This is a genomic window from Pantoea coffeiphila, assembly GCF_016909495.1.
Lineage (GTDB): Bacteria > Pseudomonadota > Gammaproteobacteria > Enterobacterales > Enterobacteriaceae > Erwinia > Erwinia coffeiphila.
The window spans coordinates 122,029-141,457 of the sequence record NZ_JAFBFW010000003.1; the positions used below are offsets into that span (position 1 = coordinate 122,029).

At 56.0% G+C, this 19,429-nt stretch carries 19 protein-coding genes; 14 read left to right on the forward strand and 5 right to left on the reverse strand.

Annotated elements, in window-relative coordinates; genetic code table 11:
* Positions 1-187: 187 nt before the first annotated feature.
* The 3 genes from JOE09_RS10345 to JOE09_RS10355 all read left to right on the forward strand — a co-directional run bounded on the left by JOE09_RS10345 (position 188) and on the right by JOE09_RS10355 (position 3,873).
* Positions 188-1,312, forward strand: a complete 1,125-nt coding sequence (locus JOE09_RS10345) for a mandelate racemase/muconate lactonizing enzyme family protein (RefSeq protein ID WP_234471960.1) — start codon at positions 188-190, stop codon at positions 1,310-1,312.
* 79 nt (positions 1,313-1,391) lie between these two features.
* The gene (locus JOE09_RS10350; protein WP_205065722.1) at positions 1,392-2,738 is read left to right on the forward strand and encodes an MFS transporter; all 1,347 of its coding nucleotides are present in this window, start codon (positions 1,392-1,394) and stop codon (positions 2,736-2,738) included.
* A 382-nt stretch (positions 2,739-3,120) separates the two neighbouring features.
* Positions 3,121-3,873 (forward strand): Crp/Fnr family transcriptional regulator, encoded by a 753-nt coding sequence (locus JOE09_RS10355; RefSeq protein WP_338049329.1) that lies wholly within the window; start codon positions 3,121-3,123, stop codon positions 3,871-3,873.
* 39 nt (positions 3,874-3,912) lie between these two features.
* On the opposite strand, the gene JOE09_RS10360 is transcribed toward JOE09_RS10355, so the two are convergent.
* On the reverse strand, positions 3,913-4,212 hold the full coding sequence (locus JOE09_RS10360) for a helix-turn-helix domain-containing protein (protein WP_123331899.1): 300 nt from the start codon (positions 4,210-4,212) through the stop codon (positions 3,913-3,915).
* Positions 4,213-5,425: 1,213 nt separating this feature from the next.
* On the opposite strand from JOE09_RS10360, the gene srlA reads away from it, so the two are divergent.
* From srlA to JOE09_RS10400, 8 genes are all read left to right on the forward strand, one after another.
* Positions 5,426-5,974, forward strand: a complete 549-nt coding sequence (gene srlA, locus JOE09_RS10365) for a PTS glucitol/sorbitol transporter subunit IIC (RefSeq protein ID WP_205065723.1) — start codon at positions 5,426-5,428, stop codon at positions 5,972-5,974.
* A 14-nt stretch (positions 5,975-5,988) separates the two neighbouring features.
* Positions 5,989-7,089: a PTS glucitol/sorbitol transporter subunit IIB gene (srlE, locus tag JOE09_RS10370; RefSeq protein WP_205065724.1), complete on the forward strand. Its 1,101-nt coding sequence runs from the start codon at positions 5,989-5,991 to the stop codon at positions 7,087-7,089.
* 13 nt (positions 7,090-7,102) lie between these two features.
* The gene (locus JOE09_RS10375; protein ID WP_205065725.1) at positions 7,103-7,471 is read left to right on the forward strand and encodes a PTS glucitol/sorbitol transporter subunit IIA; all 369 of its coding nucleotides are present in this window, start codon (positions 7,103-7,105) and stop codon (positions 7,469-7,471) included.
* Between the two features lie 13 nt (positions 7,472-7,484).
* Positions 7,485-8,264: a sorbitol-6-phosphate dehydrogenase gene (gene srlD, locus JOE09_RS10380; RefSeq protein WP_105592237.1), complete on the forward strand. Its 780-nt coding sequence runs from the start codon at positions 7,485-7,487 to the stop codon at positions 8,262-8,264.
* A gap of 43 nt (positions 8,265-8,307) precedes the next feature.
* On the forward strand, positions 8,308-8,670 hold the full coding sequence (gene gutM / locus JOE09_RS10385) for a transcriptional regulator GutM (protein WP_205065726.1): 363 nt from the start codon (positions 8,308-8,310) through the stop codon (positions 8,668-8,670).
* A 92-nt stretch (positions 8,671-8,762) separates the two neighbouring features.
* Positions 8,763-9,530, forward strand: coding sequence for a glucitol operon DNA-binding transcriptional repressor SrlR (gene srlR / locus JOE09_RS10390; RefSeq protein WP_105592235.1), 768 nt, complete (start codon positions 8,763-8,765; stop codon positions 9,528-9,530).
* 2 nt (positions 9,531-9,532) lie between these two features.
* Positions 9,533-10,495 carry a KpsF/GutQ family sugar-phosphate isomerase gene (locus tag JOE09_RS10395; RefSeq protein ID WP_200543100.1) on the forward strand — a complete coding sequence of 321 codons (963 nt, stop codon included), beginning with the start codon at positions 9,533-9,535 and terminating at the stop codon, positions 10,493-10,495.
* A 229-nt stretch (positions 10,496-10,724) separates the two neighbouring features.
* Positions 10,725-10,928: a hypothetical protein gene (locus JOE09_RS10400; RefSeq protein ID WP_205065727.1), complete on the forward strand. Its 204-nt coding sequence runs from the start codon at positions 10,725-10,727 to the stop codon at positions 10,926-10,928.
* Positions 10,929-10,980: 52 nt separating this feature from the next.
* Here JOE09_RS10400 and JOE09_RS10405 read toward each other — a convergent pair whose 3' ends face one another.
* The 4 genes from JOE09_RS10405 to JOE09_RS10420 form a co-directional block, all read right to left on the reverse strand.
* Positions 10,981-12,459, reverse strand: coding sequence for a sugar porter family MFS transporter (locus JOE09_RS10405; protein WP_105592233.1), 1,479 nt, complete (start codon positions 12,457-12,459; stop codon positions 10,981-10,983).
* A gap of 109 nt (positions 12,460-12,568) precedes the next feature.
* A complete protein-coding gene (locus JOE09_RS10410; RefSeq protein WP_123331882.1) occupies positions 12,569-13,510 on the reverse strand; it encodes a sugar phosphate isomerase/epimerase family protein in 942 nt (313 codons plus the stop codon).
* A gap of 9 nt (positions 13,511-13,519) precedes the next feature.
* Positions 13,520-14,698, reverse strand: a complete 1,179-nt coding sequence (locus JOE09_RS10415; RefSeq protein ID WP_105592231.1) for a Gfo/Idh/MocA family protein — start codon at positions 14,696-14,698, stop codon at positions 13,520-13,522.
* 268 nt (positions 14,699-14,966) lie between these two features.
* Positions 14,967-15,890: a substrate-binding domain-containing protein gene (locus JOE09_RS10420; RefSeq protein WP_205065728.1), complete on the reverse strand. Its 924-nt coding sequence runs from the start codon at positions 15,888-15,890 to the stop codon at positions 14,967-14,969.
* A 287-nt stretch (positions 15,891-16,177) separates the two neighbouring features.
* On the opposite strand from JOE09_RS10420, the gene JOE09_RS10425 reads away from it, so the two are divergent.
* From JOE09_RS10425 to JOE09_RS10435, 3 genes are all read left to right on the forward strand, one after another.
* Positions 16,178-17,200 carry a LacI family DNA-binding transcriptional regulator gene (locus tag JOE09_RS10425; protein WP_205065729.1) on the forward strand — a complete coding sequence of 341 codons (1,023 nt, stop codon included), beginning with the start codon at positions 16,178-16,180 and terminating at the stop codon, positions 17,198-17,200.
* 239 nt (positions 17,201-17,439) lie between these two features.
* Positions 17,440-17,994: a TetR/AcrR family transcriptional regulator gene (locus JOE09_RS10430; RefSeq protein WP_105592228.1), complete on the forward strand. Its 555-nt coding sequence runs from the start codon at positions 17,440-17,442 to the stop codon at positions 17,992-17,994.
* Positions 17,995-18,197: 203 nt separating this feature from the next.
* Positions 18,198-19,397 carry a multidrug effflux MFS transporter gene (locus tag JOE09_RS10435; protein ID WP_205065730.1) on the forward strand — a complete coding sequence of 400 codons (1,200 nt, stop codon included), beginning with the start codon at positions 18,198-18,200 and terminating at the stop codon, positions 19,395-19,397.
* Positions 19,398-19,429: the final 32 nt, after the last annotated feature.

Here is a 19,429-nt window from a genome sequence, read left to right on the forward strand (position 1 = left end):
CGAGGATTAGGTTTTTATTCTGGATGTTTGAGGCTGATGCCGCCGGGATAATTTCCTGAAAAATCAGATCCAGCTCAAACTTTCCAACAAAATCTATCCGCCGCTGCGGATGTGTATGCCGTTTGACAGTCATCGATCCTGGCCATTGCTAGAGTATACCCACATTAACATTGTCAGGTAGAAATCGATGTCCAACACACTGAAAATTAAGAAACTCACGCCTTTTATCATGCATGTGCCGGTGACGAAAAATATCATTGGCGACTCCACTCACAGCATTACCCACTGGGGAATGCCGGGGGTGATGATTGAAACCGAATGCGGTCTGGTGGGCTACGGCCATACCGGAACCCATGCGGATATCACCACCGACCGGCTGATCACCACTATTATTACTGACGTCTTTGGTCCAATGCTGATTGGTGAAGACCCCACCGAAGTACGCCACCTGCACCGCAAGTTATCTCGTAGCTCAACCAATATCTGGGTGGGGCGTGGTGGATTGATGCAAATGGCCCTGTCGGCGATTGATATCGCGCTGTGGGATCTGAAGGCTAAACACGCGGGACAGCCGCTGTGGCAGCTGTTTGGCGGATCGAAGCAGGCAAAAGTGTCGGCCTACAATACCGACTGCGGATGGCTGGTACGCGACACCGCCGAGCTGGTGGACGACTGTAAGAAAATGATCTTCGAAGAGGGCTTTAACGCCATCAAAATGAAGATCGGCAAGCCTGATCCGAAAGAGGATATACGCCGTATCGAAGCCGTCAGAAACGCGATTGGCGACGGTGCTCAGCTGATGGTGGATGCCAATGCTAAATGGGATATCAGCACGGCGAAGCAGTACGGTCCGCGCCTGGCCGACTATGACATTACCTGGTTCGAAGAACCGATGTGGCATGATGATGTCTCCAGCCATAAAGAGCTGGCAAAACATATGACTACGCCGATTGCGCTTGGTGAACTGCTGTATCAGTTTGATTCCTTTAAAGAGTTTGTGCTGGCCGGTGCGGTCGACTACCTGCAACCGGATGCCACGCGCTGCGGCGGCCTGACGGCGGTGTGGGAAATTGCTGACCTGGGAATGGCATTTAATCTGCCGGTCACCCCGCATCACGGCGATATGATGCAGGCGCAGCTCCACCTGGTGATGGCGCACCCGGCCTGTTCGCTGCTGGAGTATATTCCGTGGACGCTGGACTGTTTCGTTCATCCGGTGGTCGTGAAGGACGGTGTGTATCAAACGCCAACCGAACCGGGGGCGGGCACCACGTTACGTCCGGAGGCTTTAGATCGCTTTAGCGTCAGATAATCCGATTTAATATTTCAGGGCTGTACCCTTTATTTCATTACTGTATTGATAATTAAAATAACATCAGCAGAGGAATGTCATGGATAAAACGTCTCCCGATCATTTGTCCGTCGCCATCAGCAAAGCGATAAAAAGAATTATCCCGATGGTGACGCTTATGTTTATTTTGGCCTACCTGGACCGGGCGAATATTGGTTTTGCTAAACAGCAGTTTCAATATGACACCGGGCTAAGCGATGCCGCCTATGCGTTTGGCGCGGGAATATTCTTTATCGGCTACGCGCTATTTGAAGTGCCCAGCAATATTCTGCTGTATAAAGTGGGAGCCAGAATATGGCTCGGCAGGATTATGATTACCTGGGGTCTGGTTTCCGCCTCAATGATGTTCGCCCATACCGAGAACGTTTTTATCTTCCTGCGTTTTTTACTCGGCGTGAGCGAGGCCGGTTTCTTCCCGGGGGTGATTCTGTATCTGACGTTCTGGTTCCCGCTGCATATCCGCGCCAGGGTGACCGGTTATTTCCTGTTCGGCGCGCCGCTGGCATTCATTATCGGCGGGCCGCTCTCGGGCGGGCTGCTGACGCTGGACGGCACGCCGTTTGCCTTTGGTCTGCACGGCTGGCAGATGATGTTCCTCGTTGAGGGGCTGCTGGCATCCATCGTCGGGGTGTGGGTGATTTTTTACCTGGACGATCGCCCGGAAAAAGCCAAATGGCTGAATGCCAGCGAGAAGAAAGCGCTTTCGGATAAGCTGACAGCGGAAGACGAACAAAAAATTGCCCACGGACCAAAAGGCGCACTGGCGGCACTGCTGGACATCAAGGTGCTGTATCTGTGCCTGATCTGGTTTACCGTGCAGGTCTGCGGCTACGGGATTTACTTCTTCCTGCCGACGCAGATCGCCACGCTGATGGGCACCAAAGTGGGTCTGCTGGTGGGCTTTGTCACCGCCATTCCGCCTCTGTGCGCGGCAATAGCCGTCTATTACGTACCGCGAATTTCCGAGAAGCTGGGCGAGCGGCGGATCGTGGCGGCGGTGACCTTTATGCTGGGCGCAGCGGGCATTGCCATCTCCGGTTTTGCCGACAGCGTCCCGGTTATCGCTATTACCGCACTGTGCGTAGCCGCAGCGGGTCACCTGGCGATGCAGCCGCTGTACTGGACCTTCCCGTCTTCCTATTTAGGCGGTACGGCGGCGGCATCGGGGATTGCGCTGATTAACTCGATGGGCAACCTGGGCGGTTTTGTTGCGCCGAACATCCGCGTATGGGCCGAGCAGACGTTCCACTCCGCCCGGGCGGGGCTGTACTTCCTCGCGCTGGTGACCTTTATCGGCGGCGTGATGATCCTGCTGCTGCGCCGTATGGGAATGGATAAAAAGGTGGTGGCTCCTTCCACGACAGTGTCATCCGCCGCGCTGAACTGAAAGAGAAACCTGCCTGATTACCAGGAATCGAGGGTTTAAAACGGACAACGCGAAAGCTCAGAAGCGGACGGGGTTTGCCACCGACTGGAGCATCCGCAGCGCTGAACGGAGTAAGGAAGCCCGGATTCGCCAGCAGGGACGCTGGCGAAAGGCGCAGCTGTGCAGGACGCACGTCTGCGGCGGTCCGCAAGGCTGACGCGCGATGTGAAGGGACCGCGAAGCGGCGCGAGGACCAGCCCAGCCGGGGGCAAACCCCGTCAGCGCGATCGCCAAATTCAGCAGACATCAAATAAACAATGCTCAGTCAGCGAGTCAGTGTGAACATTGCACCCAGCTAAATGCTATAAATCCCCATCCCCACCCGGCAGCAAAGGTAAACAACGTGAAATTATCCGACAACGGCCAGTACCTGCTCCAGCCAGAAGGCGATGTCATCACCCTGTCAGAACAGGAATTGCTGGCGATCCTCTCCACCAGCAGCTGGTTTAACGAACTGCCGGACTACCTGATCGCCAAAATCGTGGAGCTGTCCAGCATCCGTAACTACGAAGATGGCGACGTGATCCACTACCAGGGTGACACCTCACGCGGTCTCTATGCGGTACTCTCCGGTGCGGTAAAAGTCAGTTCCCTTGGTGCCGATGGCAAAGAGTGCGTCTTTCGCTACCTTGCGCCCGGTAGCTGGTTTGGCGAAATCGGCATGCTGGATAAATCCGCCAGAACTCACGATGCCCGCGTGATCAACAATACCCTGCTGCTGGTGCTCTCCTCCCGTGATGTGCAAACGCTGCTTAACCTCTATCCAATTTTTTATAAATTCCTCGCGCTGCTGCTGTGCCGGGTGGTCAGAAACGCTTTCACCATGCTGAATGACACCACGCTGCTGTCGGTATCGGCCAGGCTGGCAAAACGACTGATCAGTCTGGCCGAGGCTTACGGAGAACCGCACGAGCGGGGGATTTTGATCGGTCTGTATCTGACACAGGATGATATGGCCACGATTATCAATACCACGCGGCAGACGATTAATAAGCGGCTGGTGGACTGGCAGAAGCTGGGTTGGATTGATGCTAAATACGGAAAAATATTAATTATGAATTCGGAAGCGTTAAAACAGCTGTATATGGATGAATAGCTTTTAGCGGTGTGTGCCTGTCCTGCTTACTTTCGGGAATTAAAGATGCAGTGCGATACGTTTACCGTTCGGTAACGTAACGTCCAGTGATAATTCACCACCGAGTGCCTTTACATAGCGCTTTAACGTAGAGAGCTTCGGATCGTTTTCTACCTTCTCCATCTTAACGATTGCTGGCTGTGTGATTCCCATTGCATCCGCGATCTGCACCTGGGATAGCTGAAGCTCTTCACGAATCTTTGCCAGCGTATTCTCCTGGCGAATTTCATCCGCCCGTGCCGCAATGCGTTCCCGACTCTCGAGAGTACGCTGTGCCAGCAGTTCTTCGAACGTTGCCATTATTCCTCCTCCAGGCTTTTCAGATGTATTGCATACTCTGTATCGGCAATTTTTATCAGGCGCTTGTAGAAACGCTTTTTGCATTAAATATAACCTGTAGGTTATACCGTGATGATATAACCTGCTGGTAATAGCATCAAGTCTTGTTAATCCCTTTTTTCCCAGGTTTTCAAAATCATGCATGCAGATTGAGCGTGTCAACGTAAGCGGCTGTTCCCTTGTTACATTTTCAACGTTTTTAGTTTGGATAAAGGTGGTGCTGTGAAATGTGGGGCTGGGTTCCAGCCTCTGCTGCTGCTCCAGGGTGGTCCTCGCGCCGCGTTGCGGTCCCTTCGTTTTCGCCATTGCGCCGACGGGTCGGCCAGGATTGAACGTCCCTGTTCAAACCCGGCCTGACGCCAGCGTCCCTGCTGTCGTCTCCTGGCGCAATGGCTTCACCTCAGCGCTGCGGATGCCCTTGCGCAGCAGCAGAGGCTGCCCCTTTTAGTCATTTCATCGCTTTTTGCTTTTTAAAGAATAAGACGCTTGTGAAGTGGGAGCTGGGGTTCAGCCTCTGCTGCTGCTCCAGGGCGGTCCTCGCGCCGCGTTGCGGTGCCTTCGGTTACGCCATTGCGCCGACGGATCGGCCAGGATTGAACGTCCCTGTTCAAGCCCGGCCTGACGCCAGCGTCCCTGCTGTCGTCTCCTGGCGCAATGGCTTCACCTCAGCGCTGCGGATGCCCTTACGCAGCATCAGAGGCTGCCCCTTCCAGGCAATTTCATCGCTTCTTATTTTTGGGTTTTCAGGCAACTCAAATGTTTGAAAGCAGGCTGACAGTGCCCCCGAGCGGGCAATCCGCAGCGCTGAACGGAGAGAGGAAGCCAGGATTCGGCCGCATGGACGCGGCCGAAAGTCACAGCCGGGCCAGGACGGCCCGTCTGTGACGGTCCTGAAGGCTGACGAACAAAGTGAGGGGACCGCGAATCGGCGCGAGGACCGCCCGAACGGGGGTACTGCCAGCCAGCGCTAACTCATACCCTGTAAACAACTTAAACGGCTTTTCATCCACTTCTCATCCCAAATGAAAGATTTTACCTTTCATTGTTTCTTTCACAATGAAAGATTTTATAATCGTTTTGTGACATAGATTGCTTTTTTTAAATTGTTTTCGATCTACCTTCTTAGCGCTGTGAATAAGAACGTTTTATCTGTTCTCTACGCGAGGGGTTAAAAATGATTGAAAGCATCACCTTCGGGGCCGAGTGGTTTATCGGCCTCTTCCAGAAAGGCGGGGAAGTGTTTGTCGGCATGGTGACCGGCATCCTGCCGCTGCTGATCAGCCTGCTGGTGGTTATGAACGCGCTGATCGTCTTTGTCGGCCAGAGCCGCATCGAACGGCTGGCGCAGCGCTGTGCCGGGAACCCGGTATCCCGCTATCTGTTCCTGCCGGTGATCGGCACCTTTGTTTTCTGTAATCCAATGACGCTAAGCCTCGGCAAGTTTCTGCCGGAAAAATACAAGCCCAGCTATTACGCCTCGGCTTCCTACAGCTGCCACTCAATGAACGGCCTGTTCCCGCATATCAACCCCGGCGAACTGTTCGTTTATCTCGGCATCGCCAACGGGCTGACCACGCTGAACCTGCCGCTGGGTCCGTTAGCGGTCAGCTATCTGCTGGTCGGCATGATCATGAACTTCTTCCGTGGCTGGGTGACCGACCTGACCACCACCATCTTTGAGAAAAAAATGCGTATTCAACTGGACCGTCAGGTTCGTTTATAAGCGCGGAGTAAACGATGGCTAACACGATTGAGATTAAAAAAGGCGAGAGCGGCTGGGGCGGCCCGCTGACTCTGACGGCTACACCAGGCAAAAAAATTGTTTATATCACCGCAGGAACGCGTCCGGCGATTGTCGACCGCCTGCGGGAAGTCACCGGCTGGGAAGCGGTAGACGGCTTTAAAGAAGGTGAACCACCGGCGGAAGAGATCGGCGTGGCGGTGATCGACTGCGGCGGCACGCTGCGCTGCGGTATCTATCCGAAGCGCCGTATTCCCACGGTCAACATTCACGCCACCGGCAAATCCGGCCCGCTGGCGCAGTATATCGTCGAGGATATTTACGTTTCCGGCGTGCGCCCAGGCGACATCAACATTGTGGCAGAGGGCGCGGCGGCTCAGGCGGATGCGACAGGTTCCGGCAGCGCGTCGGCATCGGCGGGTTCCACCGTCTCAGCGGTTAGTGTCCCGGTTTCAGCTTCAGCGCCAGCATCGGCTGCTGCCTCTGCATCAGCGGCTGGCACCGGCTCAGCTCCGGCGGCTTCCGGCACGCGTGACTACGATACCAGCAAAAAAATCACCGAACAGAGCGACGGCCTGCTGGCGAAAGTCGGTATGGGCATGGGCTCGGTGGTAGCGGTGTTCTTCCAGGCGGGTCGTGAAACCATCGATACCGTGCTGAAAACCATCCTGCCGTTTATGGCGTTCGTCTCAGCGCTGATCGGCATCATTATGGCTTCCGGGCTGGGGGATTTGATCGCGCACGGACTCACGCCGCTGGCCAACAGCCCGGTCGGGCTGGTAACGCTGGCGCTGATCTGCTCCTTCCCGCTGCTGTCGCCGTTCCTCGGCCCGGGCGCGGTGATTGCGCAGGTGATCGGGGTGCTGGTTGGCGTGCAGATCGGCCTTGGCAATATCCCACCGCATCTGGCTTTACCGGCGCTGTTCGCCATCAACTCGCAGGCCGCGTGTGACTTTATTCCGGTCGGCCTGTCGCTGGCCGATGCGCGCCAGGAGACGGTTCGCGTCGGGGTGCCTTCGGTGCTGGTTGGACGCTTCCTGACCGGCGCACCGGCGGTCCTTCTTGCCTGGGCAGCGTCCGGGTTTATTTATCAGTAACAGGGGAGAACGTATGAAAACCGTTTACGAATCCACGTTTGTCGCCGTCGGCGCAGAGGCCATGTCGGCGCTGGAAGACAACTTTATTATCACCTTCGGCGAAGGCGCGCCGGAGGATGTCGCCGAGTACTGCTTTATCCACCGCACCGATATTAACAACGGCGGCATGTTTGGCGCCGGGTCGGTGCTGGCTATCGGCGAGCAGCACTGGCCGGTGACCGCAGTCGGTGAAGTCGCGCGGGAAAATCTGCGCGACCTCGGGCATATCACCGTGCGTTTTGACGGCGCGGCTGAAGCCGAGTTTCCCGGTACCGTCCACGTCTCCGGCGCTGCGCCGTCGGCGATTGGTGCGGGCCAGAAGTTTCGTATGTTGAGTGAATAACCAGGAGAGAATCATGGATCAGGTTGCTGTAGTCATCGGTGGCGGTCAGACGCTGGGTGCTTACCTGTGCGAAGGGCTGGCGGAAGCCGGTTATCGTGTTGCGATTGCTGACCTTAATATTCAGAACGCCCGCCGCGTTGCGGACACCATTAACAGCCGTTATGGGGAAGGGCGCGCTGCCGGTTTCGAGGCGGATGCCACGAAAGAAGCCAGCGTGGTGGCGCTGGCCGCGGCGGTGGATGAAACCTTTGGCCGTTCCGACCTGCTGCTCTACAGCGCAGGCGTGGCGCGGGCGGCACCGATTACCGAGTTTGGGCTGAGCGATTTTGACCTGTCGCTGCAGGTGAATCTGGTGGGGTATTTCCTCTGTGCCAGAGAGTTTTCTAAGCTGATGATCCGCGACGGTATTAAAGGCCGCATCATCCAGATCAACTCCAAATCCGGTAAAGTGGGCAGCAAGCACAACTCCGGCTACAGCGCGGCCAAATTTGGCGGCGTGGGGCTGACCCAGTCGCTGGCGCTGGATCTGGCCGAATACGGCATTACCGTGCATTCACTGATGCTGGGTAATCTGCTGAAGTCGCCGATGTTCCAGTCGCTGCTGCCGCAGTATGCCGAGAAGCTGGGCATCGAGCCGGAAGAAGTGGAGCAGCACTACATTGATAAGGTGCCGCTGAAGCGCGGCTGCGACTATCAGGATGTGCTCAACGTGCTGCTGTTCTACGCAAGCGATAAAGCCGCCTACTGCACCGGACAATCGGTGAATATCACCGGCGGACAGGTGATGTTCTGATTTAATCCCGGCAGCTTCGGCTGCCGGTTTTGGAGGTTATTCGATGGATCCTGTTAATAGCTTAATCTGCCTGGCCGGGGTGGCCTGGCTGGGGCAAATCGCGCTGGGCTGGATGCAAATCCGCCGCTTTAACCAGGCGCTGGCCGACATGGCCGATAACGGCCACATCAGCATTGGCCGTTCCGCCGGGCGCTTTAAGCCTCGCGTAATCGTGGTGCTGAGCCTGGACGACGATCGTCGGGTAACCGGCAACTTCCTGATGAAGGGGCTGACGGTGTTTTCCCGGCCGCAGAGTGAAGGGGCGTTGACCGGCAAACTGGTCAGTGAAATCCGTCCCGAGATCATGTTTCCACGTAATAAATCCGCGCAGCAGGCGCTGACATTAGCCATTTCAAATAAACGGTGATACCTTTCATTCTGAAAGATTAATCCTTTGCATCACGCGTTATGCCGTCCGGGGTGAAGAGGAACAGTTCAGATATTGCAAAGGACCGTTTTATGAAACCTGTACAGCGCCAGGCACAAATTCTCGATTATCTTCAGGATAAGGGACGCACCACCGTGGAGGAGCTGATTGCGCACTTCAATACCACGGGAACCACTATCCGTAAGGATCTCGCCCGCCTTCAGCAGGAAGGCGCGGTCATTCGTACCTACGGCGGCGTGATGCTGAACCGCGATGAAGGCGATCAGCCCATCGACAGAAAAACGCTGATTAACATAGAGAAGAAAAAGCGCATCGCCGCGCTGGCGGCAGGGCTGATCCACGAGGGCGACTCGCTGATTTTTGACGCGGGGAGCACCGTGCTGCAAATGGTGCCGCACCTGGCGCGCTTCAATAATATCACCGTGATGACTAACAGCCTCGGTATCGTCAACGAGCTGGTGGAGCTGAACAACGATCAGGTGATCCTGATGCCCGGCGGCACCTACCGCAGCACCTCCGCCTCGTTCCACGGCAGCCTGGCGGAATCCGCCTTCAGCCACTTCAGCTTTGATACCTTGTTTATCGGTGCCGACGGCGTGGAAATTACCGCAGGGGTTACCACCTTTAACGAAGTCTTTGCCGTCAGCCAGGCGATGTGCCGCGCGGCGAAGAAGATTGTGCTGCTGATCGACTCCTCCAAATTTGGCCGCCGCAGCCCCAACGTGGTGTGCAGCCTGGATGCGGTCGACGTGCTGATCACCGACAGTGAAGTAGCGGATGAAACCGTCGCCCAGCTGCGGGAAAAAGGGATTCAGGTCATTATTGCCGGGGAGAAATAACCGTGCGGGACATTTTATTAAACGCGGCGCGTGAAACGATTGCCACCGAACTCCAGGAAGCCGCCAGTCTGCCCGACAGGCTGAACGACGATTTTGTGCAGGCCTGCATGATGGTGCACGGCTGCGGTGGCAAAGTGATTGTCAGCGGCATCGGCAAGTCCGGCCATATCGGCAGAAAAATTGCCGCCACCCTGGCCAGCACCGGCACCCCGGCGTTTTACGTGCATCCTGCCGAAGCGCTGCACGGCGATCTGGGGATGATTTCCGCCGGAGACGTGGTGATCCTGATCTCCTACTCCGGCCACGCCGCCGAGTTTGTGCGCATTATCCCGCTGCTCAAGGCATTGCCGGTGGGGATTATTGCTTTTACCGGCAATGCCGCCTCGCCGCTGGCGCAGGCCGCCGACCGCTGGATTAATATTCACGTGGAAAAAGAGGCCTGTCCGCTGGGGCTGGCCCCGACCTCGTCGGCGGTGAATACGCTGATTATGGGCGATGCGATGGCGATTGCGCTGATGCGCGCCCGCAACTTCAGCGAACAGGACTATGCCCGCACCCATCCGGCGGGGAGCCTGGGCGCGCGCCTGCTGTGCCTGGTGGGCGATATTATGCGTACCGGGGAGAAAATCCCCCGTGTGAATGTTGACGCTACGATTACCGATGCACTGTTTGAGCTGACCCGCACCGGGCTGGGGCTGGTGGCGGTAACGGGTGAGGACGGCGCGCTGAACGGCGTGTTTACCGATGGCGATCTGCGCCGCTGGCTGCTGAAGGGCGGGGTGATTGCCGCCCCGGTGAAGGAGGCGATGAGTACCCCGGGCTTTACGCTGCTGGCTTCCCAGCATGCCGCCGAAGCGCTGGCGCTGTTCCAGCAGCGCAAAATCTCCTCTGCGCCGGTGCTGGGCGAAGATGGCATGATTATCGGCGCGATTAACGCCCATGATATTCGCGAGGCGGGGATCTGATCCTATTCCGGCAGCGGCGTTCTGCCGCTGTCGAACACTCATTCAGCTAAGACATCAGCCAAAGTTTAAATAGTTTATTGAACATTCAATAACGACATGTAATTATTTGCGCGAAAACCTTATTAAGAGTGCGGGTTATTAGATTTATTGCTAACTAATATCTTAAATTTCGCACCGTGCGGCGGAACAGGGTTCGTTCCAGATTATCATCATCGTTAATGAAATTATTATGTTTATTAAACTCATCAGCTATAGCCGCTATATTCAATGGACTTTATCTTTTTATTTCACCCTGTCCAGACGCACCGGCGGGCGAATTGCCCGCAGGGAACGTAAATACTGGGCATTTTCCTCTGCGGGTCCGGATTTCGACTGGACAGCGATCGATCCGGAGAAAGCCGCACACCAGGCAGCAAGCGTTTACTGGGAGTGATTAGCCGCCCTGGCAATCCGGCAGCGGCGTTCTGCCGCCGCCTTACTGATTATCAGCCCGCCTGGCGCGCCGTTTTCTGGCGCTTCTGGGCTTTCATCACACGCTCTTCGTCATACTTCTCACGCAGATAGTGTTCAATCTGTTCCAGGCTGCGGTTGCGGGTTTCCGGGATATATTTCAGCACGAAGATAATGCCGACGATGCCCACCGCACCATATATCGCAAAGGTGCTGGCCAGCCCGAACGATGCCAGCAGCACCGGGAACGACATGGCGATAATCACGTTGGAGCACCAGAGGGCAAACACCGCGCCGCCCATGCAGATGCCGCGAATTTTCGCCGGGAACATTTCGGAGAGCATCAACCAGATAACCGGCGCGTAGGCACCCTGCATAAAACAGAGGAACAGCAGCATTGAGCCTAAGATCAGATAGCTGCGCAGCAGATTCACTTCACTGCCGATATGTTCCGGCATAAACGCCGATATCGCCGCCAGCAGGAACAGGCAGCAGGTGCAGCCAATCTGCCCCAGCGCGGCCATCTTACGGCGGCCAATGTAGCCCAGCAGCAGAATGCCAATCATCACCATAATCACCGACACCACGCCGTTAGCGATGGTGGCAAACAGCGCGGCGTTAGTGCTCATGCCGGTGTTTTGCAGGATAACCGGGGCGTAATACATAATGCTGTTCACCGCCGTTGCCGCATGGAAGAAGGCGAAGCCCACGCCGATCAGAAACACTTTCCGCATCCACGGCACCCGCAGGTCGCGCAGTGAACCTTTCTCCTGCGCCTGGGCGGTCATCGTCTCTTCAATCTCCATCATCTCCCAGTCCACGTCTTCCTTCGCCCGGGTGCGGTTCAGCACGTCGCGCGCTTCGGCAAAGCGGCCCTTCAGCGCGTACCAGCGCGGCGTATCCGGCATATACAGCATGCCGAACCACAGCAGCACCGCGGGCAGCGTGGCGATGCCCAGCATCCAGCGCCAGGTATGCTCGCCGCCCCAGATTTCGTTAAAGGCGAAGTTGGACATATAGGCCAGCATCTGCCCGGTGACGATCATCAGCTCGCTGATGGACACCAGCTGCCCGCGCCGGTTGGCCGGGGCAATTTCGGCCAGGTACACCGGCACCGTGGTGCCCGCGCCGCCCACGGCAAGGCCCAGAATTACCCTGGAAATCAGCATCACCTCCAGGTTGGGGGCCAGCGCCGTGCCGAGCGCGCCAACCGCGAAGATAATCGCCAGGATCAGAATGATTTTCCGCCGTCCGAGGCGATCGGCCAGGCTACCGGACACCAGCGCGCCGGTGGCCGCGCCGACCAGCAGGGAACTGGTGACCAACCCGGTGGTAAAGGGCGTTAACTGCAGTTCTGGCCCCATAAACAGTAAAGCACCGGAGATCACCCCGGTATCGTAACCAAACAGCAGGCCGCCGAGAGTGGCGATGGCGGTAATCACTTTTACTAGCGGTTCGGTCCTGGTTTTACTGTTCGGGCCAGATGCCGGATTTTTAGAGAGGTAATGTTCCAAAATTCACACTCCGGATAAAGACTGGGCTATGTGGTGGTTGTTATTGGCCAGTCGGGGATTGAAATGACGGATGTGGGTGGCCGCGCACGGCGGCCACCGGAAAGCAGAACTACTGGCTGATGGTTTGTTGCAGCGCGGCGATAGAGGAGGTGACGCCCGCTTCCACCGACATGGTGAGATCTTCCATCTCCAGAGAAACCCAGTCGTTGTAGCCCATCATGCGCACCACCGAGAAGAACTCCTTCCACCACTGCAGATCCTGGCCGCAGCCGACCGCCACGTAGTTCCACGCGCGGTTGGCAACGTCTTCCACCGGTTTGGTTTCCAGCAGGCCGTTGATGCCGACCAGGCCGCGTTCCATACGCACGTCTTTGCCGTGAACATGATGGATCGCCGGACCAAGGGCGCGGGCGGCGGCAATCGGGTCGGCGCCCATCCACAGCAGGTGGCTCGGGTCGAGGTTCAGGCCGACCGTTGGGCCAACGGCATCGCGAAGGCGGAACAGCGTTTCCGGGTTCCACACCAGCATTGAGCTGAAGTTTTCCAGCGCGAATTTCTCCACGCCGCACTCTTTCGCCCGGGCAACCAGCCCCTGCCAGTAAGGAATTGCGACTTCATTCCACTGGTAGTCGAGGCAGTTTTTCAGCGTTGGCGGCCAGCTGACGGTATAGGTGATCCAGTTTGGAATGGTGTCCTGCGGGCTGGCCGGCGGCAGGCCGCTCATCATCACGATTTTCTTCACGCCAAAGTGGCCCGCCAGCTGTAACGCTTTATCGGTATCGCTTTTGTGGCGCTGGCCCAGTTCGCCCGGATCGAGCGGGTTGCCAGACACGTTCAGCGCGGCGATCTGCATACCGCGGCTTTCCAGAGCCTGAAGAACCTGCTGGCGCTTAGCCGGGCTGGCCAGCAGCTCGTCGGTGCGCAGGTGCGGGGCGGAAGACCAGCCGCCGGTGGTCATCTCCACGCCGGTCACGCCGAGTTCCAGCAGTTTATCCAGCATCGCTTCAAAGGGCAGGTGGCCCAGGCTGTCGGTACAGAATGATAATTTCATGACGGTGCCTTACTCGTAGTTAACCCAGGTGGAGCCGTTGTCGGCAGAACGTACACAGTTTTCAATCCAGCGAACGCCTTCCAGACCGGCGTCGATATCGGGATAAATCAGGTTTTCCAGCGTCTGACGATCGCCGCGCTGCTGTGCGCTGATGGCGATGGCAAATTTCAGGTAGATATTGGCCCAGGATTCGGCCAGCCCTTCGGTGTGCAGTGCGCCAAGGCGTTCGTCGGCCAGCGCGCTTTCATCGAGGTACGGCATACCGTGGTGCATGGTCTGGGTCGGCTGGCCCTGAATTTCATATTTCAGCTCGCCAGGGTTGTAGTCGCTCCACTGCAGGCTGGCTTTGGAACCGATGACGCGAATGAACTGGCTGTCCATGGAACCGGCGTTGATGGAGGAAGCCCACATGCGGCCAACCGCGCCGCCTTCGTAGTGCATCAGCACCATGGCGTTATCTTCCAGCGGCGCGCGCGACGGGATAAAGCTCTGGCGGTCGCACAGCAGCGATTTGATATGCAGCTCCGGCAGCACCAGCTGGGAGATGTAGAAGGTGTGGGTGGAGATGTCGCCCAGCACGAACGTTGGCCCGGCAATTTTCGGATCCACGCGCCATTTCTGCGCTTCGCTGAATTTGTCGGCGCTGTCGTTAGCGCTGAAGCCGTGGGTGTATTGCAACTCCACCATGCGCACCTCACCGATTTCGCCGTTGGCAATCATCGCCCGCATCTGCATCAGCAGCGGATGGCCGGAGAAGCCGTAGGTCACGCCAACGATCAGCCCTTTTTCCGCCGCCAGCGCTTTGATTTCACGTGCTTCTGCGGTGGTGAAGAACAGCGGTTTTTCACAAATCACGTGAATACCGGCGTTCAGCGCGGCTTTGGTGATCTCATAGTGGGTGCCGTTTGGCGTGGCGATGGTCACCACTTCGATGCCGTCTTCGCGCTTTGCTTCTTCCGCCAGCAGCTGCTGGTAGGTGTCGTAGCAGCGCTCTGCCGCCACGCCGAGGTTGACGCCGAAATCGCGGCCGCGTGCGGCATCGATATCGAAGGCGCAGGCCACCAGCTGGTAGGCGGTGTTATCGCGCAGCGCGCCGCTGCGGTGCTTGTAACCGACCTGGCTCAGGCGACCGCCGCCGATCATGGCCCAGCGCAGAGGACGAGGGATTTTTCTTTCGCCGTTAAGCATATCTGACTCCTGAATGTTGTTTTGCACCCGGGTGCAAAAAAGGACGTTATACGGGTTTCACAGACGGTGATAAGCGGTGTTGCTGTTGCTTGTCATGTGCTGCACTTTTAGAGATGGCGAAGATTAAGTCAATCGACCTGATGCAAAATTCACCATCCGGATCACAAAAATTCAACAAAATGCACCCGGGTGCAAAAACGGATCTACCGAAGGCAAACCCGCTGTGATATGGGCATTATCCGGGTTAAAAACAGGGAGATACGGGAGTTTACTTCGCGTTTTTCTCGGCGAAGCTGGTGTAGTTCTGCTTTGTCACCACTTCATAGGGGATCCAGTTGTAGGCTTCGGTCGGCTGTTTTTCCAGCATCGCTTTGGTCACTTTTACCGAACCGATGGCCTGGCCTTTGGCGTCCTGGAAGATGGTCACTGCCATTTCGCCATTCTTGATAAACTGTAACCCGTCCGGCGTACCGTCGATGCCCGCGACCGCGATGTTGCTGCGTTTTGCCTGGTTCAGCGCCATAATCGCCCCGATGGCCATTTCGTCGTTGTTGGCGGCAATCCCGTCGATCGCTGTGCCGTTCAGCAGCCAGCTGGAGGTGACGTCAACCGCCTCGTTACGCTGCCATTTTGCACTCTGTTTCTCGATAACTTTCATGTCCTTATGCTTGGCGATCACTTCTTCAACCGCGCGAGTACGCTCGCGGGCTTCCTCGGTGGAAAGTGCGCCCATCAGGATGGCCACATTGCCCCTGTAGTTCATTTTTTTCGCCAGCTCTTCCATCTGCATTTTGCCGCTGAGCGCCGAGTCGGAACCGACGTAGGCCTGCATGCCTTCCAGCTTCACTTCCGGCTTGCGGTTCACAAAGATCAGCGGAATACCGGCGCGTTTGGCGGCATCCATCGCCGGTTTAACCCCCTGGGTATCCACCGGATTGAGGATGATGGCATCCACGCCCTGGTTGATAAAATCATCCACCTGCTGGATCTGTAATGCCACGTCACCTTTGGCATCGGAGAACTGGCCGTTCATCCCCTGGTTTTTCAGTTCGGCGATCATTTGCGTGCGCAGAATGGAAACGAAGTTTAAATCGAAGTTCGCCAGGGCCACGCCGACCTGATAGCTTTTGGCCTGGGCCTGGAACATAAACAGCGAGCAGAACATCAACAGCAGCACTTTGATATTTTTCATTTTTTTATTCCATATCATAAGGTTGTCGGCTGATTCGCATTACGAATGCAACCGGGTGCAAACAGAGGGGTACTCCGCCGAAGAAGAAATTTGCTTTCGCCGGGGGAGTGATGGAAATGTCTTCCACGGCTAAAAATTAGTCAATCACCGAAAGTGAAAATCACTGCGTTTGATCACACAAATTTAACACTTTGCACCCGATTGCATTTTGTTTTTCGATTTCTTTTCCGCCGGGTTTAGCGTTCAATGCAGGGGGCAGATTGGGCAAACTCTGAAACGCAGGGGCTATGACAACAAAAACTAAATTGCACCATAAAACCACCGCCAACGACGTGGCAAAGCGGGCCGGCGTGTCGAAATGGACCGTTTCACGGGCTTTTACGCCGGGGGCGTCGGTGTCCGATCGGGCACGAGAGAAGGTGCTGGCCGCCGCAAGCGAGCTGGGCTACCGGCCAAATCTGCTGGCGCGCAGCCTGTCGAAGAAGAAAACCAATATCATCGGTGTGGTTATTGATGAACTGAAAAACCCGCATCTGATGATGCTGCTGGACGCCGTTACTCGCCAGCTGCAGCGGCGCGGCTGCATGGCGCTGACGCTGAATATCACCCCGGGAGAAAACTACACCTCGGTGATGACCATGGCCGACCAGCTGCAGGTGGACGGGATTCTGTTTCTCGGTACGCTGCTGACCGACGAACTGATCGCCGTAGCGCACGACATGCTGCATATTCCGCTGGTGCAGGTGTGCCGCAATAACGATGCGGATGATATCGATGTGGTGAATATCAACGGCATCCAGGCAGGGCGCGATATCGCTAACCTGCTGTTGCAGCAGGGATATCATCGCTTCGGCTACATGAAAGGACCGGATACCAGCAACGATCATTTGCAGCGAATGGAAGGCTACAGTGCGCGGTTGCAGGATGCGGGCCATGATGTCGGCGTGCTGCTGACCGCCGGGCATTACGACCGGCATTCAGGCTACCGGGCGATGGCCGACTATCTGCAATCGGTGCCCGCAGAGCAGTGGGTGGACGCGCTGTTTTGTGAGAACGATATTCTGGCGCTGGGTGCGCTGGAAGCCCTGAGGCTGGCCGGGAGACAGGGCGAAATCGGCATTGTTGGTTTTGACGATATCGATGATGCCGCTGCCGAAGGCTGGCAGTTGACCACGTTCAGCCAGCGTATTGATCTGCTGATTACCGAAGCGCTGAACCGGTTGATTGATGACCAGGCCACGCCGCAAGGGGAGTGGCGGAAAGGTGAAATACGCATCCGGCGATCCCATTTGAAGAATCACCTGAAATAATCCAGTAAGACGGAATGTGATGTTTAATGTGCACATTCCGTTATTTTTTCAAAATCTCATTTTTTCGTAAATTAATTGTATTCAATGATTAAATATTATTTTCTGGTGTGCTATTGCATCAGGGGGATCGTTGTATTTTATTTGTCACCCACCGTAATAATATCGACTTTTATTAACGTTGGTAAGATTTTCGACGGAATGCTATGATCCGTGAAGTTTTTTAACGGGGTGTATTTAGCATGGCTGGCGAAACTCGAACTGCGGCAAAATTGAAGAAGAAAATTATCATTGATGCAACCATGAGAGTTTTGCGCAAGCAGGGTATAAACCAGTGCAATCACCGTGCCGTTGCCGAAGAGGCCGGGGTGCCACTGGGGTCGACCACCTACTATTTTAAGAGCCTTGACGACCTGTTAGAAGCAGCAATGCAGTCTTATCTGTCAGATTTTAAAGAAATAACTGAGAAGTGGTTCTCTCAACATGCTGAGCTGCCACCTGCCGATATCGTGATAAAATTCCTCATTACCACGCTAATGGACAGGAAGCTTATCCATCACGAATATGAGATGTATGCTGCGGCGATATCGCGGCCTTCGCTTCGTCCACTCAGCCTCAGCTGGCTGCTGATTATCGAAGATATGATGTTGAAATACGTCACGGAAGATTTACTCAAATCAAAGCTCCTCTCCTCGATGATTGACTCGCTGCTGATGCGCAGCGTGCTGGAACCCGACAGTATTCTTTTTGACGAAGAAAATTTAGTCACGGCCATTCATCTGCTGCTTCATAAATGATTTTGTCATTTAACTCGACCTCTCACAGGATTTAAATAAAAAGACATCAGCAATGGTGTCTTTTTATTTTTCCAGCAAGGCATTCACCCGAAAAAAAGTTGTACAAATGTACATGTTTAGTAAGATTGTCACCTCTTCCGGCGCAGTCTCTTATCGTGACCGGTTAATCCTGACTTTCACTAGCAAAAACTATGGGTGAATGAATGTCCGACGTAAAAACACATGATGCTGGCCGCATCAGCCCGGCGCTGATTGTCCTGCTCTCGTTGCTGACGGCGCTTGATGCGATGGCAATCGATATGTACCTTCCCGGCATGCCGGATATGGCCGTTGCGTTTAATACCGATGCGGGGCGCATGCAGCTGACACTGGCTATTTTTCTTGCCGGGCTGGCAATAGGGCAGGCGCTGTATGGTCCTCTGCTGGATCGGTACGGCCGCAGAACGCCGGTGCTGGCGGGAATGGCACTTTTTTCCGCAGCGTCCTTTGGCGCGGCGGCAGCGACCTCCGTTGAAATGCTGATGGTGATGCGGTTTTTTCAGGCGCTGGGCGCGTCGGCCGGACTGGTCAGTCCGCGAGCCATCGTCTCCGATCGCTACAGCGACGGCGAGGCGGCAAAGATCTTTACGATTTTGATGCAGGTGATGATGATCGCGCCGGTGGTGGCCCCGGTCGTTGGTGGCTACGTGCTGGGTCTGGGCGACTGGCGGCTTATTTTTATGACGCTTGGCGTGCTGGGGACGGCGGGTTTTTTCTGGTGTGCCGCATCGCTGCCTGATTCGCTGCCGCTGGCAAAACGCACACCTCTGCACCCCCGGTCGATTCTGCGCGCCTATGCCGCAGTATTCAAAAACCGTCGCTATATGCTCTACACCGTTGCCAGCGGCGTGGCGTTGGGCTCACTGTTCAACTACATCGCAACCTCGTCTTTTATCTTCACCCATTTCTATGCGCTCTCTCCTCAGGCGTTCAGCTATATCTTTGCGCTCAACGCGCTGGTCAGCATCGTTGCCGGTTTTATTAGCGTGTGGCTGTTGAACCTGGGGATGTCGGCCAGGGCGGTGACGATACTCGGTCTGGGGCTCCATGCTGCGATGGGTTTACTGCTGGCGGTGGTGCTGGTGATGCATGGCGTCACGGCGGTGGGTTTTACCGTGATGCTGGCCGCTGCGATGGGGTCATTAGGCCTGATTTACGGAAATATTATGGCATTAGTGATGCAGAATGCCGGTAGTTCCGCTGGGGTGGCAGCGGCGGTAATGGGGGCACTGCAATATCTGATCTCATCGCTGATTGGCTATCTTATCAGCCTGTTTCCACAGGGCCCGTTAAGCCTGGCGTTGAGTATTCTGCTCTGCGGTCTGTTAGCCATCGCGCTCTGTACGCAGGTCAGAGACGCATAAAAACAGCCCGCGCATCAAGAGGCGCGGGCTGG